This is a genomic window from Bdellovibrio svalbardensis, assembly GCF_029531655.1.
GTDB lineage: Bacteria > Bdellovibrionota > Bdellovibrionia > Bdellovibrionales > Bdellovibrionaceae > Bdellovibrio > Bdellovibrio svalbardensis.
In genome coordinates this window covers 540,031-566,008 of sequence record NZ_JANRMI010000002.1, presented here as the reverse complement: position 1 = coordinate 566,008, position 25,978 = coordinate 540,031, and the positions used below count along the sequence as shown (strand labels likewise).

At 44.3% G+C, this 25,978-nt stretch carries 26 protein-coding genes; 13 read left to right on the top strand and 13 right to left on the bottom strand.

All coding sequences use genetic code 11. The features are described from left to right. Window positions 1-4: 4 nt before the first annotated feature. Genes NWE73_RS07855 through NWE73_RS07835 form a run of 5 tightly spaced genes read right to left on the bottom strand, consistent with a single transcriptional unit; the run spans window position 5 to window position 5,735 of the window. Entirely contained in the window at window positions 5-583 is a 579-nt protein-coding gene (locus NWE73_RS07855; RefSeq protein WP_277577752.1) for a hypothetical protein, read from the bottom strand. Beyond that, complete coding sequence (locus NWE73_RS07850) at window positions 570-1,988, bottom strand: hypothetical protein (protein WP_277577751.1); 1,419 nt, start codon at window positions 1,986-1,988, stop codon at window positions 570-572. The genes NWE73_RS07855 and NWE73_RS07850 overlap by 14 nt, the downstream gene beginning before the upstream one ends. 16 nt (window positions 1,989-2,004) lie before the next feature. Continuing rightward, entirely contained in the window at window positions 2,005-3,396 is a 1,392-nt protein-coding gene (locus NWE73_RS07845; protein ID WP_277577750.1) for a UDP-glucose dehydrogenase family protein, read from the bottom strand. A 59-nt stretch (window positions 3,397-3,455) separates the two neighbouring features. Continuing rightward, the gene (locus NWE73_RS07840; protein ID WP_277577749.1) at window positions 3,456-4,427 is read right to left on the bottom strand and encodes a GDP-mannose 4,6-dehydratase; all 972 of its coding nucleotides are present in this window, start codon (window positions 4,425-4,427) and stop codon (window positions 3,456-3,458) included. Beyond that, entirely contained in the window at window positions 4,428-5,735 is a 1,308-nt protein-coding gene (locus NWE73_RS07835) for a nucleotide sugar dehydrogenase (protein ID WP_277577748.1), read from the bottom strand. A 267-nt stretch (window positions 5,736-6,002) separates the two neighbouring features. Here NWE73_RS07835 and NWE73_RS07830 point away from each other — a divergent pair, with 267 nt between their 5' ends. Further along, a complete protein-coding gene (locus tag NWE73_RS07830; protein WP_277577747.1) occupies window positions 6,003-6,578 on the top strand; it encodes a MepB family protein in 576 nt (191 codons plus the stop codon). Beyond that, the gene (locus NWE73_RS07825; RefSeq protein ID WP_277577746.1) at window positions 6,575-6,916 is read left to right on the top strand and encodes an FKBP-type peptidyl-prolyl cis-trans isomerase; all 342 of its coding nucleotides are present in this window, start codon (window positions 6,575-6,577) and stop codon (window positions 6,914-6,916) included. The genes NWE73_RS07830 and NWE73_RS07825 overlap by 4 nt, the downstream gene beginning before the upstream one ends. Before the next feature lie 63 nt (window positions 6,917-6,979). Here NWE73_RS07825 and NWE73_RS07820 read toward each other — a convergent pair whose 3' ends face one another. Beyond that, window positions 6,980-7,576 carry an outer membrane beta-barrel protein gene (locus tag NWE73_RS07820; protein ID WP_277577745.1) on the bottom strand — a complete coding sequence of 199 codons (597 nt, stop codon included), beginning with the start codon at window positions 7,574-7,576 and terminating at the stop codon, window positions 6,980-6,982. A 238-nt stretch (window positions 7,577-7,814) separates the two neighbouring features. Here NWE73_RS07820 and NWE73_RS07815 point away from each other — a divergent pair, with 238 nt between their 5' ends. The 3 genes from NWE73_RS07815 to NWE73_RS07805 all read left to right on the top strand — a co-directional run bounded on the left by NWE73_RS07815 (window position 7,815) and on the right by NWE73_RS07805 (window position 9,374). Next, complete coding sequence (locus NWE73_RS07815; protein ID WP_277577744.1) at window positions 7,815-7,997, top strand: hypothetical protein; 183 nt, start codon at window positions 7,815-7,817, stop codon at window positions 7,995-7,997. 220 nt (window positions 7,998-8,217) lie between these two features. Beyond that, window positions 8,218-8,538 (top strand): hypothetical protein, encoded by a 321-nt coding sequence (locus NWE73_RS07810; protein ID WP_277577743.1) that lies wholly within the window; start codon window positions 8,218-8,220, stop codon window positions 8,536-8,538. 119 nt (window positions 8,539-8,657) lie between these two features. Continuing rightward, window positions 8,658-9,374 carry a carbonic anhydrase family protein gene (locus NWE73_RS07805; protein WP_277577742.1) on the top strand — a complete coding sequence of 239 codons (717 nt, stop codon included), beginning with the start codon at window positions 8,658-8,660 and terminating at the stop codon, window positions 9,372-9,374. A gap of 15 nt (window positions 9,375-9,389) precedes the next feature. Here NWE73_RS07805 and NWE73_RS07800 read toward each other — a convergent pair whose 3' ends face one another. Next, window positions 9,390-10,058 (bottom strand): SOS response-associated peptidase, encoded by a 669-nt coding sequence (locus tag NWE73_RS07800; RefSeq protein WP_277577741.1) that lies wholly within the window; start codon window positions 10,056-10,058, stop codon window positions 9,390-9,392. Window positions 10,059-10,727: 669 nt separating this feature from the next. On the opposite strand from NWE73_RS07800, the gene NWE73_RS07795 reads away from it, so the two are divergent. After that, the gene (locus tag NWE73_RS07795; protein ID WP_277577740.1) at window positions 10,728-11,975 is read left to right on the top strand and encodes an NAD(P)/FAD-dependent oxidoreductase; all 1,248 of its coding nucleotides are present in this window, start codon (window positions 10,728-10,730) and stop codon (window positions 11,973-11,975) included. A gap of 2 nt (window positions 11,976-11,977) precedes the next feature. Here the strand turns inward: NWE73_RS07795 and NWE73_RS07790 are convergent, their stop codons facing one another. The 4 genes from NWE73_RS07790 to NWE73_RS07775 form a co-directional block, all read right to left on the bottom strand. Beyond that, window positions 11,978-12,274, bottom strand: a complete 297-nt coding sequence (locus tag NWE73_RS07790) for a hypothetical protein (protein WP_277577739.1) — start codon at window positions 12,272-12,274, stop codon at window positions 11,978-11,980. Window positions 12,275-12,358: 84 nt separating this feature from the next. After that, complete coding sequence (locus NWE73_RS07785) at window positions 12,359-13,297, bottom strand: CBS domain-containing protein (protein ID WP_277577738.1); 939 nt, start codon at window positions 13,295-13,297, stop codon at window positions 12,359-12,361. A 211-nt stretch (window positions 13,298-13,508) separates the two neighbouring features. After that, complete coding sequence (locus NWE73_RS07780; protein ID WP_277577737.1) at window positions 13,509-13,811, bottom strand: hypothetical protein; 303 nt, start codon at window positions 13,809-13,811, stop codon at window positions 13,509-13,511. A 55-nt stretch (window positions 13,812-13,866) separates the two neighbouring features. Further along, window positions 13,867-16,371 (bottom strand): hypothetical protein, encoded by a 2,505-nt coding sequence (locus tag NWE73_RS07775; protein WP_277577736.1) that lies wholly within the window; start codon window positions 16,369-16,371, stop codon window positions 13,867-13,869. A 303-nt stretch (window positions 16,372-16,674) separates the two neighbouring features. On the opposite strand from NWE73_RS07775, the gene NWE73_RS07770 reads away from it, so the two are divergent. The 5 genes from NWE73_RS07770 to NWE73_RS07750 all read left to right on the top strand — a co-directional run bounded on the left by NWE73_RS07770 (window position 16,675) and on the right by NWE73_RS07750 (window position 21,448). Then, complete coding sequence (locus NWE73_RS07770) at window positions 16,675-17,283, top strand: glutathione S-transferase family protein (RefSeq protein WP_277577735.1); 609 nt, start codon at window positions 16,675-16,677, stop codon at window positions 17,281-17,283. A gap of 3 nt (window positions 17,284-17,286) precedes the next feature. After that, window positions 17,287-17,946, top strand: coding sequence for a hypothetical protein (locus NWE73_RS07765; protein WP_277577734.1), 660 nt, complete (start codon window positions 17,287-17,289; stop codon window positions 17,944-17,946). A gap of 84 nt (window positions 17,947-18,030) precedes the next feature. Continuing rightward, the gene (locus NWE73_RS07760; RefSeq protein ID WP_277577733.1) at window positions 18,031-19,389 is read left to right on the top strand and encodes a hypothetical protein; all 1,359 of its coding nucleotides are present in this window, start codon (window positions 18,031-18,033) and stop codon (window positions 19,387-19,389) included. Window positions 19,390-19,549: 160 nt separating this feature from the next. Continuing rightward, entirely contained in the window at window positions 19,550-20,311 is a 762-nt protein-coding gene (locus NWE73_RS07755; RefSeq protein WP_277577732.1) for a type 2 periplasmic-binding domain-containing protein, read from the top strand. 138 nt (window positions 20,312-20,449) lie between these two features. Continuing rightward, window positions 20,450-21,448, top strand: a complete 999-nt coding sequence (locus tag NWE73_RS07750; protein WP_277577731.1) for a PAS domain-containing protein — start codon at window positions 20,450-20,452, stop codon at window positions 21,446-21,448. A 684-nt stretch (window positions 21,449-22,132) separates the two neighbouring features. On the opposite strand, the gene NWE73_RS07745 is transcribed toward NWE73_RS07750, so the two are convergent. After that, a complete protein-coding gene (locus NWE73_RS07745; RefSeq protein ID WP_277577730.1) occupies window positions 22,133-22,510 on the bottom strand; it encodes a DUF6404 family protein in 378 nt (125 codons plus the stop codon). 151 nt (window positions 22,511-22,661) lie between these two features. On the opposite strand from NWE73_RS07745, the gene NWE73_RS07740 reads away from it, so the two are divergent. Together NWE73_RS07740 and NWE73_RS07735 are read left to right on the top strand one after the other, a co-directional pair. Beyond that, window positions 22,662-23,492, top strand: a complete 831-nt coding sequence (locus NWE73_RS07740) for a hypothetical protein (RefSeq protein WP_277577729.1) — start codon at window positions 22,662-22,664, stop codon at window positions 23,490-23,492. A 1,083-nt stretch (window positions 23,493-24,575) separates the two neighbouring features. Then, window positions 24,576-25,118, top strand: coding sequence for a DUF1697 domain-containing protein (locus NWE73_RS07735; protein WP_277577728.1), 543 nt, complete (start codon window positions 24,576-24,578; stop codon window positions 25,116-25,118). A 151-nt stretch (window positions 25,119-25,269) separates the two neighbouring features. On the opposite strand, the gene NWE73_RS07730 is transcribed toward NWE73_RS07735, so the two are convergent. Continuing rightward, window positions 25,270-25,770 carry a hypothetical protein gene (locus NWE73_RS07730; protein WP_277577727.1) on the bottom strand — a complete coding sequence of 167 codons (501 nt, stop codon included), beginning with the start codon at window positions 25,768-25,770 and terminating at the stop codon, window positions 25,270-25,272. Between the last annotated feature and the right edge of the window lie 208 nt (window positions 25,771-25,978).

The following is a 25,978-nucleotide window of genomic DNA, read 5'->3' as shown; positions in this document are numbered from 1 at the left end:
ATCTTTACTCTTCCTCGACCACAGTCAAATCACCACGCAAGTTCACGGTGGGCATCAGGAAACCTTTTTTATAAACAATACTTAAGCCGGACCAAACAAAGCGACCTTGGGTTTTCTCAAGTAAAGCATGACGTTCACTCTCATCCATCGCCACGAAGTATCTTATAGATGACACGCCGTCAGCTTTGGATCCGAAGGACTCTGGAGACAGAGAGAACACGGCTTTGCCTTTTAAATTGGCTTCACGAGTGACCCACACTTTGCCGATCTTCTGAGCTTTCTCGATCGGCATTTGCAGCAACAAACTTTCGTCGAATAAGGCCAGTGGCAAAGCAAAGCTGAATGTTAACTTCTTCAATCCGTACTTGTGAGTGCAGGCCTTCACGCGAAGTTGAGTCTCCACAACATCTTCCGCTGGCACGGCGAAAGACATACTGATTTTACTGCTGATTGTCTCGCCATCATCGGTACATTTTTCCGCAATCAGATCGTTATCATTAAGAAAATACTTAAAGACCGGAGCGGCCTGTCCTATAGAGCCCAACAACAAAACGAAGATCACTGACAAACTAGAGATCCGCATGACTGCCCCCCAAACGCTGAACCTGCGCCATAAGACGCTTCCAATTGATGAAAAAGAAGTCCCTCGGAAAGACAGGAAGAGCCCTGCGCACTTCTCTAGAGACAGTATTATTTCGGTAAAGCAAAGCGGGAATCCATGAGCGCAAGGTTGCTTCGTCAAAGTTCGTGTTTGGCAAAGGATAAATACGCAAGCCCTCAACAGGATACTGCGGATCCAATAGCAACTGGCGATAGGTCAAAACCGTACTGAATTCGAGATAGCCTTTGTGATCAAATCCCTCGATCCCCGCCTGAGTCAAAACTCTCACAATACCTTGATTACAGTTGTTCTTCAAAAGACTGAACTTTTCCTTCTGAGCCCCTTGAGAGGCCGCCAGGTTTTCAAGAATAACCTGCAAGACTTCAACCTTGTCCTTAGGAACAAGCAAGGTCACACCAATAGAAATCGGTGGCATGCCTTGGTCAGAGAAAAGACCCAATTGTTTACGGAAGAATGGATTATTAAAGATAAAAGCACGCGCCGTATTGGCTCCCTGATTGTGAGCCTTCCAGCCTGTTGCCGAAAGTTCAAACAGATGACGACCAATACGTAAAGTCGTGTGGCCCAACGGACGCCAGAACGGATGGAAATTGATTTCAATTGGAACCAATTGTGAGCCCTGAGCCGCCGCAATAAGCGCCTCTTCATTCTCGAAACGTCTTTCCGCGGGTGTACGCCCCATGACATGGAAATGCAGCTCCTGCCCACGCTCACCGAAAATAGACAAAGACTTCTTCTGAGTTGTCCATTCCTTCTGGCCAGGCGTCACCAAAACGCTTTCTTCCAACAAACGGAAGTGCCCGAGTAACAAGCCATTCTCAAATTTTTCCAAATGAAGACGAGGCAATGTGAAGGCTGCATCAAAAATGCAGCTAACGGCTCTGTTATCATGAACCTTCATCACCAAAGTCCAACAAAGAGCTTTGGTCTCTAGAGACTCCAGCGCGACAATTCTGGTTTCAATCCGTGTAAACTTCTCGAACATCACCTTTGCGGCAAGAACCAATAGAATATTGATTTGCGAAAGCAGCGCAAAAGGTTCATCAAAATAGTAGTGTTCACGCACTCCACCCAAGACTCTAGTTTTGTTGAGTCCCAGATGCTGAAGGCTTTTTTGAATTAATAGAAAACGTTTTACTTTACGCAAAACCTGGTGAATTTGCTCATAGGTCAAAGTCTCGGGGATCTTACCGAAATGCTTTTCAATAAGAGCTAAAAGCCAAGGAGCCTGACTGTCATAGATGATGTGCAAAGAGCCCACTTGTGGATTTAAAAAACCAACCTTGGCATAGCTTCCCAAGCAAGGTTGTTTCTTAAAAACCAGGCCACTTATTCCATCAAAGATTTGGGTTTGAGATCTCGACACTCGTTCTCTCCCTTACCTAGTTAATCCACTGATTGGTGATTTGCTGAGGTTGCAAAATTGCCGTTTGTTTCTGCAATCCCAACCCCATCTCTTTACCGATGCTGATATAGTCAAAGCCCAACTCTTCCATTTCAGATGGCAAAAAGATATTTCGGCCGTCGAAGATGACAGAGTTTTTCAACGAAGCTTTTACCTGATTCAGATCTGCGCCCTTAAATTCAGGCCATTCCGTCACGATCACCAAAGCGTCCGCGCCGTTAAGGGCCTCATAGAAGGAATCAAAGAGTTCAACCCGACTTTCGAAGCTCAGTAGTTTACGAGCTCCTTCAAGAGCGATCGGGTCTGCCGCTTTGACGCGAGCCCCGTAATAGAGAAACTTCTCAATCAAACGAAGTGCCGGAGCCTCACGAAGGTCATCCGTACCCGGTTTAAATGCGAGCCCCCACATTGCGATTGTTTTTCCTTCAAGCTGACCTTTGAAGTAGTCTTGAACTTTTTTAAAGAAATGATCGTGTTGTTGCTGATTCACTTCTTCAACAGCTTGCAAGATACTGAGTTCGCTGCCGATATTACGTGCTGTTTTTATCAGGGCCTTGACGTCTTTAGGGAAGCAAGAACCGCCATATCCCACTCCAGCGTTCAAGAAGTGCGGACCAATGCGCGGATCCATACCCATGCCTTTTTTAACCAAATCAATATTGGCGCCGGTCACCTCACAAATGCGCGAAAGCTCATTCATGAATGAAATACGAGTTGCCAACATCGCATTGGCTGCATATTTCGTCATTTCGGACGAGAAGATATCGACAAAAAGGATTTTCGATGTGTCCTCTACAAAGGGACGGTACAAATTAAGCATAACCTGTTGAGTCTCATCATTTTCGACACCAACGATCACGCGAGGTGGATAGAGACAGTCCTCGAGAGCGGCACCTTCGCGCAGGAACTCAGGATTTGAGACGATTTGAACTTTATAGTTCACACCACGGGCACGGAGAACTCTTTCGATAACGTTGCGAACAGCCTCGCAAGTTCCCACTGGAACAGTGGATTTAACAACAACATATTTATCAGCATTCATGTGTTGACCGATGCTTTCTGCAACGCTCATCACATAACTTAAATCGGTAGAACCATCCAAGTCAGACGGAGTTCCTACGGCAATCATTAACATTTCCGCGGATTCCATGGCCTCTTGAATATTGGCAGTAAAGTGAAGACGCTTTTTAGATGCATTTTTCTTGATCAACTCTTCAAGACCTGGCTCATAAAATGGAGCAATGCCTTGATTTAACTTTTCAATTCTTGTTGCATCAATGTCTGCGCACAAAACTTGGTTCCCTTTTTCAGCAAAGCAGGTTCCAGTGACCAAACCCACATAGCCAGTACCAATTACCGAAATACGCATAAAAACCCCTCACATCAAAAAACAAAACAAATATTCAAATAAAAATCACAGCTAACGATTTAAAGACTTACTTCCTGCAACCAGGCCGTATTCTTACGATGCCATTCGATCGTTCGCTCCAAACCCATCTCAAAATCCACCTCAGGCTTCCACCCAAGGAGTCGTTGTGCCTTTGCAATATCAGCCCATGTTTGTTTCATATCGGACTTATTCGAGTCCAAAACATCAACCACGGCTTTTTTAGAAAGACCTTTTTCCATCCCCTCAATCACACGGCTCACGCTGATCGGATTGCGTCCGCCACCGAGATTGATCACCTCATATCCCAGGGGTTTCGCTGCCAAAATAGTTCCACGGGCAATATCGTCCACATAGGTAAAATCGCGGGATTGGGCTCCATCGCCAAAGAGCTGAATTTTTTCGCCGCGATCAATCCATTCAATAAATCTGAAGATCGCCATATCCGGGCGGCTGGCGGGTCCAAAGACAGTGAAATAGCGAACAATCGAAACATCAATCCCGTATAAATAGTGGTAGGTATAGGCCATGACCTCGGCCGCCTTTTTAGAGGCTGCATAAGGTGAGATCGGCGCATTCACAGGAAGCTCTTCACTAAATGGCATCGCCAAGCCGGCATACAGCGAAGAAGTCGAAGCAAGAATGAACTTTTTAACACCCGTTCGGCGCATCTCTTCCAGAAGATTCAAAGATCCTTGAGCATTGGTGCTCATATAGACATGGGGATTTTCCATGCTGTAGCGGACCCCGGCACGGGCTGCCAAGTTAAATACAACATCAAACTGATGCTGGTCAAAAAGCTGCTTGAGGGCGCTTTGATCTTCAATATCGATTTTTTCAAAATGAAAGATCTTTTGACCTTGAAGCTGTTCAAGACGCCAATTCTTAAGGCGAACGTCATAATAGCTGTTGAGATTGTCAATTCCGACAACCTCAACTCCGTCAGCGAGTAGAAACTCAGCGACTTTGCTTGCTATAAAACCGGCCACGCCGGTGACGAGTACTTTTCTCATCTACGCCTTAATCACCTTAGCGTGGTTGCCACGGTAACGACCGCGAGCATCGACAATCACTTGAGCGGAATTCAAAATCATATCGTAATCAAATTTGTCGTGATCCGTCGCCACCAAGACGCAGTCATAAGAGGCAATTTTGGCAGACGTCATTTCAATGCTTTTCAAGTCGAATTTATGCTCACGCATTTTAGGGAAAACAGGGACATGGGGATCCAAGTAATCAATGACCGCACCCTTATCGCGAAGGTGCTCCATGATCATCACACTCGGGCTTTCGCGCATATCATCGACATTCTTTTTATAAGCAATCCCCAGAACCAATACCTTGGCCCCTTTAAGAGATTTCTCTCTTTCGTTAAGTGCATAAGAAATTTTATCCATCACGTACTGAGGCATGTTGGAGTTTACTTCCCCGGCAAGCTCAATGAATCGTGTATTCAAACCATACTCACGGGCTTTCCACGTCAAATAGAAGGGATCAATAGGAATACAGTGGCCACCCAGGCCGGGGCCAGGCTTATAAGCCACAAAGCCAAACGGCTTCGTGCTGGCGGCATCAATCACCTCATGGATATCTAGGCCCATCTTGTCGCAAACAATCTTCATCTCATTTACAAGACCGATGTTCACGGCACGGTGAATATTCTCAAGCAATTTGGTCATCTCTGCCGCTTTGGTAGAACTCACTGGAACCACCGTATCAATAACGGCTCCATAAAGAAGCTTACCGATTTCCAGGCAGTTTGAGGTATAGCCGCCGACAACTTTAGGAATGGTCTTCGTTGAATAGTCCTTACGACCCGGATCTTCGCGCTCTGGGGAAAACACAAGGAAGCTGTCTTCGCCCACTTTGAAACCGCGAGACTGAATACGCGGCAAAAGCTCTTCATCGGTAGTTCCAGGATAAGTAGTACTCTCTAGGCTGACGATCTGCCCCGGTCGCATATAGGGAATGAACTTTTCGACCGTATCGATCACAAAACTCAAATCGGGTTCGCGATACTTGTTCAGTGGAGTTGGAACGCAAATGATGATTGCATCGACTTTGGAAATTTCTGTAAAGTCCGTTGTGGCTCTAAAGCCGCTTGCCACGGCCTTGGCGATGGAAGCATTCTCGATATGTTCGATGTAGGTTTGACCTTTGGAGATCTTGTCGATTTTGGAAGCATCGATATCAAAACCTAGAACTTGAAATTTCTCATCTGCGTATCGCAAAGATAAGGGCAAGCCAACATAGCCCAATCCAATGATTCCAATAACAGCTTGGCGATCTTTAATTTTTTGCGCGAGGCTTAGAAAATTCACGGACTCCCCTTGTTTTAAACACTCGGTTTTATAAAAGAGAGGTCCTTTTTAGACAAGAAGTCCATCGGGGATTGAATTAAATATCAAGATTCGAAAGGGTCTAAAAACTCATTTTCCCGACTGAAATCGCCACTGTGGCTCAAGCCACGTTCGACGCCTTTCCAAGAAGTGTCGAGCTTCTAGACGCTTCTTAAATATTTTCCAAACTCCGACATTTCATGGTGTGAAAGCCTGAAACATTCTAAGTTGCTGAGCTCCCATAAACTCATGAAGCGCACCAGTAGCTTGAGGTTCCTTAAATTGACAAATAAACGTTCCTGGTCTCAAACCACAGCTATCCATAAGGACCTTCTAGCCGCCAAGGAGCTCATTTTCGATCCTTGTGGCTATCTCGCAACAGCACCTACCGCTGAATTGGAAAGTGCCGAATACGGAGCCTATGTTTTTGAACTTAATAAGCTCTCAATAAAATTTCGCGTCGCCAAAATTACCCCCACAAAAGTGGGACAGTTTGTGACCTTGTGGAAACGCTATGGTTCAGGCCCCATCCAGCCTCATGACTCCTCAGACCCCGTAGACATTTTTGTAATTAGTACTCGAAATGGATCCCGCTTCGGGCAATTTGTGTTTCCCAAGTCGGCTTTGATCGAACATGGGATCCTGTCCACCCCATCGAAGGAAGGCAAACGGGCCCTTCGAGTCTACCCGCCCTGGGATCAAGTCACTAGCAAGCAAGCCAAAAAAACTCAGCAATGGCAGCTGGATTTTTTTCTGGAAATTCCCAATAATAAGGCCGTGGACTTGGAGCGAACTCAATATCTCTATAGGAAAAGATCAAAATGAGCATCACTGAATTAGTCATTACCGACACCCTGGTTGGCGCAGGCAAAGAAACCGTGAAGGGAGCTTTGGTAATCTGCCAATACGAAGGATTCTTGGAAGATGGGACTAAGTTTGACTCTTCCTTTGATCATGGCCGCCCTTTTCAATTTGTGATTGGGTCCGGTCGTGTGATTAAGGGGTGGGATCAAGGACTGATGGGAATGAAAGAAGGCGGCAAACGCACACTGCACGTTCCCGCCCATCTAGCTTACGGCGAAAGACAAATCGGAAAATTCATCAAGCCGAATTCAAATCTAATATTTTATGTGGAGTTACTTGAAGTGCGCCCGCGCGAATGATGTCAGACCAAAAAAAAAAGCCGCACTTTTAAGCGGCTTTTTTCATAAGACCATCAGACAAATTTAAAACGGAAATGACAAACCAGCAGAGTAACTTTGCTGAGTAAAGCTTTTTGTGTAAGTTGAGAAATCAGAAAACGCAATGTCTGACGATTTTTCGTCCCCGGTAGTATAATTTCTGTAAGTGTACTCAATGTTAAACGCAATATGATTGAAAAGAAGATAGCCGATACCAACCTTCATTGACGTCCCAGAAACATATTCCTTCTCAGTATTGGTAGCTTGAGTGAATTCTAATTTGTCACTGATGTTATATCCCAGCCAAAAATTCCATCGGCCATTCCACATACCCAGATCTACCCCCATCGCCGTGCGATCGAAGCTGTCTTCGTGCAAGTCAAACTTAGATTTACCTGAGGTTGCCGCAGAATAGTCACCCGCGAACCAAAAACCTGAAGAAAAAAGGTAACCCAATCTCGCTCCATAGTTCACAGCCGAATTGGTACTTTTATCACTGCTCATTCCTCTCATGGTGGCACCGGCCGTGGTGAATTCGATGTTGTTGGAGCCTGATTCATAAGAAACCATCGGTTCGAATAGAATTCCAGCATGAGCTTGAAGTGAAATTAATGAGGCGAAAAGAATAAATGCGAACTTCATAGGAATGGATCCTCCAAGCAATGATTCTCGACAATTCGGTGACTCAAAGCAAAGTCTGAGGACAATACTGGATTTTTGGCCTACTACGGGACCTGCCAGAACAAACTGGGAGCAGCCAACCAACTTGCGGCACTTCCTGCCTTTAAACTGCTCATCTTTTACTTTTTCTTTATCCTACCCACTTCAGTTAATAGGATTTTTTTACCCCGCTTAGATTAAAAGTTAACTAGGTGGATTTATGAAAAAAAGAAACAACGGAAATACTATTATGAACCTCATCGAATCGATTCCATTTATCGTCATCTTCATCGCTGTTTCAGCTGGAATATATTTAAGCCGCCATGTTGATATCAAACCTCAACGCGCAGTAAGCCTTTCCAAACACAGCACTCCGACTCTTTTCGAGCACCCAGGAAAATAACACACAACCTGTCGATCTTCTCAATTGTCAGTCTCATTTTGATCCAACAAGGTTACAGAAATACCAATTAAAAATCTGCTAGCTGCTATACCTATTGCGGTTCAAGTCTTAGGCCGATTAGATAACATACTTGGAGGCCATCGTGAGGACCATCTGCACAATATTAATTTTTCTGGGTTCGCTTCAGTCATTTGCTCAAACTCAGACCAAAATCCAATGCATGACGACGGTTCGGGTGCGATCGATGTCAATATCAACGGCGGATGCTGAAAAGCTTTGCGCCGAAGACTCCAATGAGGTCGTTAATTGTGCCGTGACGAAGTTGCAAGGGCCTCATTCTGGCGGGATCAATGAGTCGGTGAAAGCCTGCCGCTCTGAATGGGGATTAGCATCGCCTACTCCCACCCCAGCGCCAACAACATCTCCGGCCGCGTCTCCGTCAACCATTAAAGTCCCTACCGAAATGCCAAAGACTGACGATCACGAATCAAATAAAACGGATGGCAAAACAGAACCCAAAGGGAATTTCGAGGAAATCTAAATGCGCATTGCTTTGCCAACGAGCACTGTTTTGTATCATACCGCAAATCCCCAACTTAACTAACTTTGCATTCCAAATTGTGCTGCGATGACGGTGATACCCCAACAAAGGAAATCGCCATGAAAACATTGCTCGCCTCCTTAGTTTTAGCTTCTTTGCTATGTTCTTGTTCAACTACGAAACCGAAAGCGGAAAACACCTCTGCGGAGGTAACGCCTCAAGCCTATATCAGTAAGGAACCAGCAACCCCTCAAGACGAACTCGCCGCCTTAAAGGACGGAAACAGGCGCTTCCTCAACAATCAACAACTCGGCCATGACTTTCACTATCAAATTAACAAGACGAAAGACGGTCAAAAACCGTATGCTGTGGTGTTAAGTTGCCTGGACTCAAGAGTCCCAGTTGAAGTTGTGTTTGATCAAGGAATTGGTGAAGTCTTCGTAGCTCGCGTCGCTGGAAATATCGAAAACAATGATATTTTAGGCAGCATGGAATACGGTACAGCGGTCGTTGGAGCAAAATTGATTGTGGTCATGGGACACACCAAGTGCGGTGCAGTCAAAGGAGCCTGCGACAACGTTAAACTGGGTCACCTTACCGAGCTTCTCAAGAAAATTGAGCCTGCTGTGAAAAACGTCAAGAGCACTACACCCAATTTCAATCCAGAATCTTATGAGCATGTCGATCATGTGTCTGAAGAAAACGTAAGGCTCACCGTTGGCAGAATTAGAAAGAACAGCCAGATCATTAGAGATCTGGAATCTCAAAACAAGGTTCGCCTGGTCGGAGCCATGTACGATATTTCCTCTGGAAATGTGAAGTTTCTTGAAGACTAGATTCGACGTGAAAGATCAATCTTCGCCAAAAAGGGAGAGCTGGCCCGTATAGCCCTTCAGTTTTTCCAACTGACTAAACCCCAGCTCACCGACCCATCTTTGATTTTTTAAAAATTCAATCCAACGTTCCCCACTCATTTTTCCGTCCAACCATTCTTTGCAAGCAGTTTCTTGAAGGAAAATAGGTGATCTGTCGTGACCGGCGTCCAGTATCTCTTGAGTGGGTTCAGTCGTAAGAATTGCAAAGCTCTGCACAATTTCTCCGGTTTTCTGGTCATACCACTCATCATAGATACCTGCGGCGGTAAGCAAAGCTTGATGAGCATTAAAGATGGAAATCTTATGACCCGCAAAACGGCCCTTGTAAGCCGACTCGTAAAACTCCTTAATCGGGACAAGACAATGTCTGGTTTTAAAAGGATCTTTCCATGAGGGCTTGGCCAAAACTTCCTCAATGCGGGCATTGTAGGTTGCAAATTTCGGCTTTCGCTCCTTGGACCATGAGGGGATGAGCGAATAGTTCATCAATTGAACTTGTGACTTCTCTTCCTTCCGGACAATGACTGGAGCTTCGGTATGTGGAAAGATGATTTGCTGAGGCAGCGCAATAATGGGTGGAAGCTCTACATGGTAGGTCTTCTGAAGTAAATTAAACTCACTAGCAGCTCCAAAACTTGCACACATGAAGCAATTATATGGGACTTGATCCAACTTTGAAAGTGCTTTAACCCGTGAAACTATGGGGATCAGCGATGAGTCTTCTTGAAGTTACTTTTGGCCTTACTGTTACCAGCAACTTTCCCCTTTTTATCTCGCGTCTTTCCTTGAGAGTGCTTCGAATGCTGGGACGTGCTAGCAACTGATCGAGGATTTGCCTGGAAGTAACTTTGTGCTTTGAGTCTGCCCGGGCTATAATTGGCTTTGCTGTTACTTTTCGTTCGAACTGTGACAGACTTGCGAGAATGGCTTTTATTAACAGTGACTTTCTTCGATGTGCGCTTACTGCTCTGCTTTGCATGAGTCGCGGCAGAAGCTGACCAAGTGAAGAAAACACCAATGAAAATTATAAGAAAAAACTTATTTAATTGCATGATCTCTTATCGGAAGACTCCAATAAATATTTCCTTGAATTTATGTCATATTGGACGAAGACAGACCTAAAAGGCCTTCAATTTCCAATAGATCCTGAGATGTGAATTACAATATTCTTATAATCTAGCCAGCCCATACAAAAGTTAGCCATAATAATTTAAATTTTCGCAAAATCCGAACTGATATTCCCCCCCCTACTTTGGCGATCAAACTCCATTCGGGATGCTTGCATTTCCACAGAAAAGTTCATCAAATAGGGATATGCAAAGAAAAGAAGTTGATATTTTGATTGTGGGTGCCGGAATCATTGGAACGTCTATTGGTGCAGAACTTTCGCGCCGTGGAGCCAGTGTTTGTGTTATTGATAAAGGCAATGTGGGTCGAGGCTGTTCTTACGGCAATGCTGGCTGGATGACTCCATGCTTCTCCATGCCGCTGCCTATGCCTGGAATGTTGATGAAATCCATGAAGTGGATGCTCGATCCGGCGGGTCCCCTCTATATTAAGCCTTCTTTCTCTTTAGACTTAGCATCCTGGCTTTTTCACTTTATGAAGGCTATGAATGCGACCCAAGCTCGTCGCGCCGTGGATGCCCTGGTGGTACTTTCTCAAAAAAGTTTGATCGAGTATGAAAAGCTCGGGCAAAAATACCCAGAAATTCGTTTTGAACAAAAAGGTCTTTTAATGGCCAGTCGCACTCCAGCCGGTGTTGCGGCAGCGGTTGAAGAACTCGAGTATGTTAAAGATGTCGGAGTTCCTGGAAAGAAACTTACTGGAGAAGAAATTCTGGCAATGGAACCGGCCTTGAAGGGACCTTTGTTAGGAGGAGTTTATTTCTCTCAAGAGGGAATGGGGGAACCCTTCCAAGTCGTGCAAGCCATGGCTTCTGAAATTCGCAAAAATGGTGGTGAGATTCTAGAGAACTGTGAGTTGCTGGATCTTGAGATGGCCGGCAACAAGGTGGACAAGGTTTTAACCTCGCAAGGCGAAATAAAAGCCAAGCAAGTTGTTATTGCCACAGGCAGTTGGTCAAAATCCCTGGCAAAACTTTTGCGTCTGCGCATTCCGATCTTGGGTGGAAAGGGCTATGCGATGATACTGCCCAAATTAGAAAAGCAACCAACCTACCCGATTATGATTGTGGAAAAGAAGATTGCCGTGACCCCACGGGAAAATACCCTGCGCATTGCCGGCACCTTGGAACTCGTCGATCAGGATTTTTCCATCACTCAACGTCGTGTCGATAATATTAAAAACGGAGCCCGGGAATTCCTACGCCTGCCCGACACGCTGGAAGTGCAGGAACTGTGGGCTGGTTTAAGACCTTGCACTCCTGACGGCGTTCCATTGATTGGATATCACAAAGACATTCCAAATCTCATGCTGGCTGTAGGTCATCAAATGCTGGGTCTTCAGAGTGGCGCAGGGACAGGCTTGCTTGTGGCAGATCTCATGGAGAACAAAAAACCATTCGTGGATCTTGGCGTGCTTGATGTAAATAGATTCTAAATTTAGTTTTTCACGCATTTCACTTTATCAGATTCGCATACTGAAAAAAGTGTTCTGTCGTGGCATCTGGCGACGACCTCTTTGCGGGCTTCATCTTCAGTTTTTCCGACGGCCGAAAAGCGATTGCCCATTGAATCTAGTTTGCAAGTGTAGGTCGCTACCAATTTAAGCTGCCCACCGCTCGCATCAACTGCCAAGGTTCCTGCATTGTTTTCTTCATTAGGATTAATGACCTTAATTCCGGAACAACCCACAATCGACAGCACGGAAAGGAATAAAACCAACACACTCTTTTTCATGAACTTACTTTCTGACAATCAGCACTTAAATATTAGACCCAACGAACATGGTATACGCTATTTTGACGAGTTTCAACTTCCCACTCATACTTTGGATGGTTTTGCCTTTTTATCGTGCTCAGAAATTGAAATATATTTGGCAAGGGGCCCATTAATGTCATCGACGATTCCGTGAAGACTTCGTAAAAGAGCTTCTGAATCGATCGCACGCAGAACCGTGATTGTAGAAAGAAATTTTCCACCTTCGTCAAGCAACGAAGAGCTCGCAATGTCGCAGCGAATTCGTCCGCCATCTTTTTTCACCAGAGTTGTATAAGTGATGTGGTGAAAGCCTTGCTCGATAACTGTTTTCAACCCTCGCTCGGCCTCACTGTGAACCGATTCAGGATAGATGTCATAAATGGACTTGCCAATGAGCTCACCGTCTTCGTATCCGAGCAGCTCGTGTTCACAACGATTAGCCATTAATATCTTTCCGTCAGCATTCACCGCATGCATCATGTACGGAGTTTCCTGGAAGGCCTTTTGATAAACTTCCAACCTTCTTTCAATGGTTTCAATCTTTTTTGAACTTTGCGCCAGAGCTGCCTGCGTCTCTAGCAACTTTTGCCTAATGTTTTGATTGGGGTTCGCCTCTCCTAACATCGCCCTCATCAAGTCCTTTGGACTGATGATTCCGACAATCTTTTCTTTATCATCTTTAACCAGAAGGCGATGGGTTGGTGTGGCGATCATATCCTTTAAAACTTCCGCAAGGGTCGCGCTTACTTTAACAAAAGAAACGGGCTCCAATAGATCAATGTGATGTCCCACTTTATCGCTCTTAAGAAATTTTGTTTTATGAAGCATATAAGCTTTAAGCAAAGTAAGCTCAGAGAGCATCCCCAAGATTTCACCCAGTGGATTGATGACTGGGCTTGAGGTGATTCCGTTTTCCAGGAATAAACGAAGAACATCTGTCAGAGTATCGCCAGAGCCGATCATCTTTGGATTCGCTGTCATAATATTTGCTACAGTTCTCATGAAGACTATTCTGGTGAAATTGCTGTCAAAGAACAATTAAAATATGCAGATTCGTCTGGCACTGGCTTGTGGCCGCTTTTCCATGGACGCGCGAAGACCTCAAATTACAACAGAAGTTCGATCTAAATTATTTGTCTTCGCCGAATCCGCAGGAGGCCAAGGCCATCTCGACCTATGATAGTATCAAATGATACTATCATTTTAAGTAACTCTACTCGTTACCAAGATCAATGGCCTTAACTGCGCAAGTATTTCCTTCGATTTTTATAAGAATAGAAACGCGGTTTCCCTGATTGTCTGAAGAAATATACTGATACATATCGACCAGGATATTCTCAAGACCACCGGCCAAACTCGTATCGACAATCTCACTTCCAAATTTTTTATCGGCAATTGACTGAGCAACTTCCGTTGCTTTATCTATACAAAGATTGGATCTGTCGACATTTCCAGATTTTGCAAAAGCTGAGCTCGCCACCAACACCATCGATAAAATGATTCCTGCTTTTTTCATAACATCTCTCCTTTATTTTTTGTACTTTGGCGGGTTCTTCCACCACCGCTTTTTTTTACTTCGTTTTACCCAAAGTCATGAATAGCACCATGTTTCTGCGATTGAAGTCGCGGAAAGCACAGATCCGACTCGAGCGGTTCAAAGAAACCTGCATTTGTTTGCTGACGTCCGGAGTGTTCAAATTGCGATCGAGTTCCTTGCTGTATGAGACGTTGTATTTCTCTACATCAGCACCAGGGATTGGACTTTTCAAAACCGCATCCTGACAAAGGTTTTGCAGCCCTGTCTGATTTACGAAAGCCAATCCTTGGATACACATTTGCGAGCGCACATACCGAGCATCATTGAACTCACTCTGAGGACCCGCCGCTGTTCCGAGTGCTGCATAACGATCTGAGTTCTTAAACCAGTAATACAAGGACTTCGGGACCACAGAGAAAAGATTGTGCATTGGCGAGACTTCTTTATCATCCACCATGTCCTGTAAAATCCGTCCATAGCGACTGAAAACACCGTCTGGCTGCCCGTTTTCAACCTGCTTAAGATCTGATACTGCAGAGATCACGTTATTCTTAAGAAGGGCTTCAAGGGCTTCAATATTACCCAAGTTGATTCGCAAACCCATGTTCAAGTCGTTTTGAATCTGTGCAGGATTTCCGTTGTAGGTCTGAAGCATCTTATCAAACGCCGCCATCCCGGAAGAGACAAAGAGCTCTTGCTGATATTCAGTGAAGTTTACTTTGTTCTTCACCAGAAGGATGTAGTCCTGATAAACGAAGTTCACCATGCGATTGGCCAGGAATCCCGAACGCGACAACATCACGTTAAATTCTGCATAGACGGTATTCACCAAGGTCTCATAAGTCGCTGACATTTCATCAATCTGCGCCGGAGTCATTTTGGTTAAATCCTGCTTTTGCGACAGAAGTCGACCTTGCTGTTCGACTCGCTCATAGGCATCAAGAATTCTTTTAATACGAACTTGAGTATCGACGACCGCAGGCATGATAGAGGCATCGCCGTTGTACTTGGCAGACCGCTCTTTAAAATTCTCCAGATATTGATTGATCGCATTCAAGCTGTCTTTCACCGTGTAGTTGATGTCGATCATGGACTCATTTACCAGAGCTGATTTATCAACAATGTACCACTTATTGAAATACTCGATGGCCGAGATATTGGCTTCTTGAACAATTTGCTTCATGTTGTTACCAATGGTTTCTGCCAAAACCACCGGATCCTGGAACATCGGCAAAGTCGTCATATTGGCTTGCAGCCATTCATCATAAGAAAGTTTCGGGAACGTTTTTCCCAGAACCTGATCCGGAGTTGGCATCCCAATCAAATCAAACGGAATCGTGACCGGCGTTCTGCTCATGGTAAAGAAGCTTGTCTTGTTTTCGCCAAAGCGCGAAGCACCGTTCATGCTGGACTCAATTTGACCAATCAGTTTCAGCACGGCATTTTGTTTTGCCAACAATGTCGGCATGGATTTAATGGTAATAACCGCTGTATTATAATCACCCAACAAGACCTTAACGCCTTTATAGAATTCCGTAACCTCTTGCAGGATCTTGTTCTGGAATTCCGCGTCTGTCGGAAGCTTTGGATCCACACCAATTTGAATCTTCTGCAACCATTTAGTCACATTAGGGACATGAGTATTTAAAACGTAATAGCCGGCAAAAGGATTGGTAGGCGTCACTTTGTCTTCCGCTTCGGTTCGAACGCGAACATCTTCCATTCCCTTTTGGAATAGCGCCATGCCGTCACGGTTATAACAGTATGAGTCCGTCGTTACTTCCATCAAGCAAGCCATGGAAGCAGTAAACTCCTGCTGATTCAATTTCTTCAAAACCGACGCGTACTTCCCGTTTCTCATCACTCCTGTGATCTTGGAAATTGTTGTCGCCAGATTGCTGCCTGAACCACCCTCACCAGAAGAGGCAAAGGATGAAACCACTTTCACCGCCGCCGCAATATAGTTACCAAAGGCCATGGACGATGAATCCGTCAAACATTCCTCCAACTGAGGAATGCTGTCGATTACTTGATTGGTCAATTGCAAGCCCGTATTCGCCCCACGCTGCAAACGCGTGTTGAAGTCAGTCATTCCCGAAGCCATGGACGTTGCGTCCTGCTGAACCTGAGCCCCTAAAGTCGCACTTTCAATAGAACGGTTCATCATCAACTGCAGAACCTGACTTTTCATATCCGGAGAGCTCACGAGAAAATTTCTTAAAGCGCTGATTTCATTTGGAAGCTGCGCCAGACGACTTGCACGCTGAGGTGTGTCCGAGATCATTTTTACCTGATCTTCAAGACTGGCCACCGCATTTTGCACAGAGGCACCTAAGGCTTTACAGTTAGGGTCATCACGAAGCTGAAGTGTGATCCGGCGCAACTCTTGAGTGCTGGCCAGGGCTGTTTGAGTCCACACTCCTTGAGAGGCACAAGCTCCACCAAAGGAATAAGCCGATGACATACCGGACTCACCTGCGTAGCTATTTAACGTCATCAACAGAACCGATGTCGCCATCAAAATTTTGTTTTGAGCCATCTTCCACCTCACTTGCAGTGATTCAAAGCAAGAGGCAGGCCAAGGAACTGTGCGCGATAGAACTACCGGTGTAACTAAGGTAAATTCCAACTCACAAATTAGTGTCTCAGAGTGATGCTGTGGCCCTATTGGACGCCACACTCGCGCCCTCGAGAACATTAGACAGCCCAGACAATTTTCGCTTTGAAGAATCTGATTAATTTCGCCCGATTCAATAGCCAAAAACGTGCAAATCCCCTAAAGATACGGCGCTCCTTGCCAGGTTAAGGGCGAGGTCTTAGTGTGAGGTTCTACCGGAGGTATATGATGATTGAAGTTTATGGCTCACCAAGATCAAGTGCAGGACGTGTTTATCTGATGCTCGAAGAGCTTGGACTCAAATATAAAACTATGCCTATGGATATGAAAAACAAAGAGCATAAGTCACCCGAGTTCTTGGCGCTCAATCCCAACGGTAAAGTGCCTTGCCTTAAAGAAAATGATTATGTGATTTGGGAATCCATTGCGATCAATCAATATCTTGCGGAAAAATACATGCCTGAGATGCTGGGCTCCACTCCTGAGGAAAAAGGCCACGTGGCCCAGTGGAGCGTCTGGGCGATGACTGAACTTCAACCACCTCTTGTCGATATCTTAATCCAAATGATCTTTGTCACGGAAGACAAACGCAATCATTCGGTGATTGAGAAAGCCAAAGAGAAGATCCCTGGTTTGATGAACATCCTAAATCAGGCTCTTACAAATAAAGACTATTTGGTCGGTGGCAAATTCAGCGTTGCAGATATCAACATGGCTTCGGTTGTAAGCATTTTAACTCATCTCCATATGGACGTATCTCCATACAAGAATGTCCAACATTGGATGGAGAAAATGAATTCGCGCCCAGCATTCCGCAAATACAGCGAACTCTAAGCCATGAAGAAAGCGGCGCTGTTCTCAGTCATCATTGTCTGTTTGGGGTTGTTGATCTTTGTTCTTCGCCCCCAAAATTCAGAGTCCCTGAATGCGACACTGCCAACCTTGAGCTCTTCTCCCGCAACTTCCGCGCCGCCGCACTCCCTGACTCCGCCATCCCAAGGCTCTGAAGGAACTGCGGCATCGGAAAGCTCCACGGTTTCAGCAGAATTTCAGCAGTGGTTTTCCAAAGAGGCCGAAGATCTTGAAAAATCCACAGCTCAACCCGGCAATACGGAGCTGGAACTGCGAGAGCGTGTTCAGAACATGCGCCCCGAAGAAATTCAGTATTTAACTCAACAAAGCCTGAATATGTCGGGCCCAGCAAAACAACGAATTTTAGGCACCTATTTGCTAACCTTAGCACCCAATAAAACAGCAGAGGCCCTCCTCACAGTGATGGAGGCACCTTTGCAGCTTGCGGGAGATCATACCGTGCACTCTACAGATGAAACTCTTTCAGCCCAAGAGCGCTCTCTGCGTCATATGACCATTGATGCTTTGATTGAAAAAGTTCGACAGACACCTGATTTTCGAGGTGAGTTGACAGCCAGAATCGCTCAAATCAAAGAACCGTCCCTGCGTGCTTACGCACAGAAAAGACTCAAAGAATTGCATTAATGCGCCCCGCATTCACACTTTTTTAGTGCCATCCCGTCCCTCTGTACTAGACTTTTTGGTGTATTTTTAAAACGGAGGGGTTTTATGAAAATACTTTTAGTGGCCTTGGGCTTGTTCCTGGGAAGTATCGGTTCATCTGCATTTGCTGGCGATTGTGTCTCGCAAAAAGAAATGGCTGAAATCGCTTCTAATTTTTCTCAGTTCAAAAAATTGTCTGGCAAAGAATACTGCTATGACGGTTCACAAACTTCGAATCTTATCGCAACAATCATGTACATGCGCAAAACAGCATTCGCGCAGGATATGAAACCAAGCTCAGATGAATTGTTCTCTGGCCGCTTTGCTCAAAGCTGGTACAACTACTTTATCGGTCGCATTAATGATCTTAACGTTCAAAGCAGCTGTCCGAAGGGTGTCGGAGCTTACGTTTATGGCTTCGGCAACACAATGTATGTATGCCCTATGATGTTGACGGATAGTTTTTCGTCTTTAGATCGCGCTAGTGTATTTATGCATGAGGCACGTCATATTGATGGTTACCCTCATATCACTTGCTCCCGTGGAGCCAGAAAAAATCTTCAAGGTGCCTGCGACAGCAGAATTTCTGATGGCGGATCTTATGCAGTCACAGTTGAAACTTACGCTCAGCTGGCAAAATATGCGACAGATCTTCATCCAGCATTAAGAGCCTATGCGATGGCATCTGCGGTGACTTACGCAGATGAAGCTTTTGAAACTCCGACACGAGTCAACAGACAGGAAAATCTTCTGCTGATGGCAGAGTCTCGCGATCTTTATTTGATGGATATTGGCAATGCCTTCCGTATGAAATCTCAAGGTCAAACACCTGCTTTGGGTCACATTGTTCCACGAGCTCAGCACATGATTCTGTTCCCAGATGATAAGTCACAAACGGCGCGCTATCTTTTCACGAAGAATGCTGGAGAGATTTCACAAGCTGCAGGTGATGCCGTTGTTGAATACAATTCAAAATCACCAGAGGAAAGATCTCGCTTGGTGGATTTGCATATTGCCGCTCAGTGGAATGCAAAAATCTACACAGATAGAGTCACTCTTGCCTGTGACCCACGCTCACCGTCTACAAGCGACTTGAGCTTTAACGGTGCAACTCCCGTGGGAATATTGTATATCAACGGTTACACGAGAACTGCCGACATCAATTATGTGATGACTTCGACGGGAACTGTTTATGAATTTGGTTGTCAGAATGGCCGCGCGTTATTGCGCCCATCATCTGTAAAAATGGACCAAAAATATAAGCGCATCCACAAGGTCGGCAATACTATGATGGCGTTGACTCAGGATGGATACTTATACCAAATTAATGGCTCCCAAGCATCACCTGTAAAAACCGACATCGACGGTCAGATTCACGAAATCGCGCCACGCCAGTCTTACCAATTCTTGGATGGCATGAACTAATTTTCAGCAAAAAGAGCCCCATTAACCACTGGGCTCTTTTTTTCGTTGCGCCAACTTCTCGAGCCACACGAACGACATATCATCATATGAGAACACCTCTTTAAATTATTCGTAATTTGGAATTCCATGCGGACATCTGCTAAGACTTCCCGAGGCCTTTATGAATTTACTCGTCTTTTTTGTAATTCTAATTTCAAGCACATTGTCATCGGCATCATCCAAAAAGATCACCTTAATCACAATGGATATTCCACCATTTATGAGTCCCCATCTGCCAGACCAAGGAGCCGCGATCTATGGGCTTCGGCAAACATTCAAAAAAGCAGGATATGACCTTGAGGTTCGGTTCGAACCTGTTCCAAGAATTCGGAATGTTGGGCTCAGTGATAAAAAAATCAACGGCTTCTTCCCCTCCTTTACCGATGAAAATTTTAATCACAAGCTCATTCTCTCAAAACTATTTTATAAGACACCCTGGGTGATTGTTGAAAGAAAAGACAAGCCCATAATCTGGAAAGAGCCCCGTGACCTTTTGAAGTACAAAGGGGGCAATGTTGCCGGATATGTTCTAAGATCTCAGGTTGCTGCCATCTACAAAAACAATATGCAACACCTGGAATCGGCAGCAAGCGACTCCATCAATATCTTAAAGTTGATTCATAAGCGTGTGGATTTTATATTTATCGATCTTAATGTCTTTAACTTCATCACAACAACAAATCCCGAAATCAAACCCTTGGCGTATCAGCTCAAAGTGAATCCCAAGATTATAGCCCTCAATCAATATGGAATTGGATTTAAATCTGATAGTCTCAATCAAACCTTGTTAAAGGAATTCAATAAAGTCGTCGACGAAAAGGAATTCACACAATGGGTTTCAAAATATCTTGAGAATCAAACCAAAACCGCACCTGCAAAATGATCTTGCCAATCCGTGGCTTCGTGGCCCGGTTGAACAAAGTCAGGGGTAAATTTGCCTTTTTCGCAAACAACCCTAAGTTTACTTGAATGATCGACACACGTTATATATGATTCGTTTAGACTGGTTGTGAGGCCCTGATTGAATCTAAGCGAGAAGAAAAAAACAATTGAATATTTCAGCTTCTGGCATTTACAAAACAAGATCACTTTGTTTTCTTTGATTGCCATTTTACTTCTATCCGCTCTCTTTGCGATTGGCGCCGTTGTGCTTCCAACGATCAGCACAAATCAGTTTATCGCCTTTATCGTACTAACCCCAACTCTGGCATGTTTTGGGATTGCGGCCTGCCACTCCTCCAGCCTTGAATCCGCCAAAGCACAGCATGAGTATAAGAAGCTGCAATCGCGCCTGTCCGAAGCCGAACACTCCCAAATCACCTTAGATCGATTTTTCTCCATCTCCACCGACCTCATGGCCGTCGCAGGAAATGATGGTCTTTTAAAGAAAGTCAGCGCGTCACTTATTAACACTTTGGGATACAACGAGAAAGTATTGCTCAGCACCCCGTTTGTTGACTTCATTCACCCCGACGATCAAGAGTCGACATTAAAGAACATCGAAGCCTTGAATCTGGGTATACGCTCCGTCGGTTTTGAGAACCGATATCGCGCAGCCGATAAGACCTATAGAACCTTAAGCTGGAGCGCCGCCGCCGATGCCGAACTCGGTGTAAGATTCGCCTCTGCCCGCGATATTACCGAAGAACGCAATTACCAAATTCGCAATCAGCAGATATTGGATTCCGCCCCCTTTCTGCTATTGGTGACAGACTGTGATGGCACAATCACCAATTGCAATGCTGCCTTTGCCCGCTCCATCGGGACCTCACGAGATTCACTATTGGGACAGAAAGCAAAACGCCTTCAGTCAACCGAACTCAAATTCTCAAGTCTTGAAAAAGAACAGCAAGTTATAAGAACTCGGCAGCCATTGACCTTTGACGAAGTTTTATCAATTCAAGGCTTAGAGGTAAGACATCTTTCAACTATTTTCCCTATCTTCGATCAATCGGGAAACATCGTCTCTATTGGAAAGGTTTCCTTGAATACTGACTCGAGCGCCGAAAGCAAGACATAGAATCACCCGGCGGGGTCCACACTATCCCGGACAGAATATACTGAAAATCGAAACAGGTGGGAGACAGAACTAACAGATCGTAGGTTATGCAATTATGTCAACCCTGGTGGACAAGGCACAAAAGATAATTTCTCTTTCAAAATTCAGCAAATGGAACTCCTAGATCTATTTAGGCTTACTATTTTCATCATGAATATTCGTGGGTTTCCAGAAAGCAGATTCAATCAGCTCAATTACTAATAGCGCTAATATCAACAAACCAAGACTTAAAAAGTATTTCCAAACGGTAGTTGGCCTCATGGTTAGAATTCCATAATAGACTGTCCCACCAATAGCAGACACAATAATTCTAATCAGTACAAAGCATCCTAATTCTAGGGATCTTTCGTACCAACTTTTCCCGTATACGGATTCACATTCCCCCTAGTACTCCAATTATTCCTCTTAGTCCCATTTGCATGGGTACGATGATGAGCCTGCACATGAGTGCCATTCCTCTTAGTATATCCGTGAACTCGGACACTGCTTGAGCGAGGCGATGAATGATAGGACCGAGAAGATGAAGTGTGATAAGACCTGGACGAGTGAGATCCACCATGAGATCGTCCACCACCTCGCGCATAGGAAATGTCATCCAATAAGAAGATCGCGAATAGAAGCGCAAAGAAAAATGATAACTTCATACTAGGCCGACTTCATTTTGTTTTGAATTTCAGCGACGAACTTTTCCCAGGTACTTAAATTATACTTTTTGAGTTGTCGCTTCATCATCCAAGCCATTACAGCTCCAAAAGAAAGGCCTGCAAAAACGGCTGCTCCAACTTGAAGCCAAAGAGGAGCATTCATTTGTTTCCAGGATAGGAAATGCATTGCAATACCCCAGCCTACTCCATAGTTAATTCCAAGAAGTGCAGTAATTTCCCAGAAGCCCCAAAATAATAGTGGAGCTGGTTCATGACCGAACTTAACATACGTAAGTGTTGGAAACTGCGCATAGCCTCGTTGCATTTTTTTAGATTTAACGAACTCATTCCAGGCGGCCACTTTATCTTGATAAGTCATGATCCCCTCTTTTGAGATCACTCAACGGCCATATACAGGCCTAAGTTTAATCAAAATAAATTGTTCAAGGTTTATGTTACATTTCTCAATTTAGAACGAGCAACGGCAAATCATTTTCCGATAGAATACGAGCGATTCTAATTAAGAAAAAATGGAACTAAAAATGGCCAAAACAGCGAAAGCATCAAAAGCAGCAATTTATAACATAGAAGAAACGATCAAATCCCTTATGCTTATAGACTTTGTTCAAATAATGGCTTCGAAAATTGATGGAGATCGAAATCGCGCTGCAAAAACCTTGGCAAAGATAGAGCCTGAAAAATATGCGTATGACGACTCCACCAGCATTTATAAAGATCACCTTCAGCAGCACGAACCGAACTTTGCAGGAACGATGTACGTCAAATCAATTGATAGCCTCAATTACTACTTAAGCGCGATACTGACAGAAGTATTTCAATCAAATCCAATAATGTTGAAAGACAAAAGCCAAATCTCTCTTGAGACAGTATTAAGTTTTCCGGATTTAAAGAAATTACATAACCATATTGTTCACCAAAAGATTCAATCACTTTTCTATAAAAATACGAACGCTATTTTTATAGAACTAGGCGACAAATGGGGGATTAAACCTCTAGATGAGGAAAAAATAAAATATATCAGCGACTGCAATCAGATACGAAATATCATCGTTCACAATTCGGGAAAAATTAATGACCTGTTTAGAAAAAGAATATCAGCTCCGGAAAAATATAAAGACCTCGAATACATCAACTTTACTTTCAATGACGCCAAAGAAGAGCTAGAAAAACACGTCAACATTGTGAGTCAGATGGATCGCTATTTAATAAAGAAATTTCCAATTAAAACAAATCCTATACCAGTGCGAGCAATCTCAAAACGCTGGATTGATGTTCCACCTTTTAAGCTTCCGTCAGTAAGGGGAAATGGAAAGAAACCTACCACAAAACAACGAAAGTAGTTATTAACCCCCTCCGATTAAATATTTAACTAGAATTATATAGCGTCAGTCTCCCTGGTAGGTTTTCAATTCGCTTTTAGGACTTGAGAATGAATATCTGTAGAGCAGGTTCACGGATGAGCTTTTAGCACCCGTTCAGACCTTCCGGATTATTTACGATGGATAAGTTTCTTTGTCTCTCGGTGTGAATCCAGGGATTAATCAAAAGCATTCAGATTTGAGGCGAACCTGGATTGATTCCCACAGGCGTATTTAAGAATACTCGAGGATAGAAGTAGCAGGATGCTACTTCTAAGCGAAGCCCGAAGGGATGAAGGCAGGAACCATCAACACAGTCAATTCAGCGATAACGAAGAAGATGGATTCTTTTCAACAATCAGATCTAAGGGAGTCTCGATCATTTTTTTCATGCATTAGATTTACCTTTAAATCGTCGGTATAAATACAAAGCTGGAAATGAAAGCCAAAAAACGCATACTACAACAATTGCCAAAGTCGCCTGATCTCCACAAATTTCAGTCGTTCGAGGTATCCTAAAACACCCCTTCGTGAAATAGTCGTAAAGCGGAAAGCTAAGACCAATTGGAATCAAAAGCATCCATTTATCACTGAATGGTCTGTTATTTTCACTCATAAACTAATTGTAGTTAACAGCCAAAGACATGCAAGGAAAATGGTTGGCGATGGCAGCGGTAGCTGAGGAGAATGACAGTTGAACCAGCTACCGTGCTTTAGATGTCTCGGACTCCTGTCCTCAACCCTGCGGACTTGCGCGCCGGAGATAGCATCCATGCTATGCCGGTGTAGTTCGAGCGACGCGTCGGCATAGCATCGCTCTATGCAGATCACCGACACTCAACCCCATCGGCTCAGACTTTTTAACAAGAACGCTGGTTCAGTTTACGAGCAGTGCTCTACGGCACTCCCCGCGTCCGCGGTTTTACGATAGATTTGAATTTGCATTACTTAGGAGCTTGATACAGGATGAGTCAAAAGGGTTCAGCTGCATGCCTGTCAAGTTCTTTGAGAATTAAACAACAACTATGCCTTTGAATTCGTAGCATTTGAAAATTGAGACACTGAATGAAGATGGTAGCACTTTTACGGGGAATTAACGTTGGTGGGAACCGCAAGGTTCCGATGAAGGAACTGCATTCAATTGCTGTCAAAGCCGGACTTCAACAAGTCAAAACCTATATCAATAGCGGCAATCTCATATTTGAGGTCGACAAGTTAAGTGCTGCAGATACAACGGTTTTATTAGAAAAGGCGATTCAGAAGCATTTTGGTTTCGCGGTTGACGTCGTCGTCCGAACGGAAAAGCAATGGAAAACCTATGCCTCAAAGGAACCATTTACTGATGCTGCCAAAAGTCGACCGAACTTACTTATGATCGGCCTTTCTAAACTACCGCTACCTGCGAATATCGACAGTATATTGAGCGAACGTGCAGCAGCAAACGAACGTATCAAAATCATCAATGATGCCATTTGGATAGATTTTGCAGATGGCGTTGCAAGATCAAAACTGACACCAACATGGATCAACAAGGCCGCTGGATCCCCTGTTACAATGAGAAACTGGAAAACTGTCATGAAGCTCAATGAGATGCTTGCCACTGAATAATAACTCCAGCCCTCACACACATCGAGGGGATCGTTAAATATTTAACTTAGAAAAATGGTTAGTAAGCTTTGCCTAAATGCCTAGAGTTAAAGCTTACGTGGTGCGAATGAACGGATCAGCCTGCGGCACCCGATCACACCTTTAGGATTGTTTACGATGGATCATTAATTTTCTGCTGAATGAGCATTTTCAATAAGCGCGCATGCTTCTGTTCTCCCGATCCAGGAATCTTCAAGAAGACTTCTTTTTCACGGTCACCCGCACTCGCTAAATCAAGCTCTAACCTACTGCTTAGAGGAAATCTATATCCATCCTTAAAAACAATAACTAGATGCAGCCCCTGCGATCTCTTCTCGAGCGCTTGAATATCGCAATAAGAGCACCTTCTCTCTTCAATACCCTGAGATTTTTTAATACTGAGTTCGATGGAATCATCGGTGAGTTTCACCGTTTGAATGTCACCAACTACTCTATATAGCTCAATCAATGCCAACACCAAAATGATCAGCAAAAAGATGATTTGCGGTTTATCTGTTGCTGACGCTGCCACCCAAAAGAAACTACCCAACAAACCACCAAAGAACATTATGCTTAAGACGCAAATCCAAAGCATAAATCGTCTCTTTTTATGTGTGCTAAAGAAATACTTCATTGGGTGACCTCAAAACTCTGAATTAGATTCCAAAGTTGCGACCAACCCCTGACGGCAATCACGGATCGAGTCACTTTACTGAACCACTCTTGCTACACCAGACAAAGCAACAATCAATGCACAAATACCCGCGAGACTGATCATACAGTTGTGTGACTTAAATTCCGACTTTCGAAAATCACGCTTTACGGTTAAGTACACCCAAATT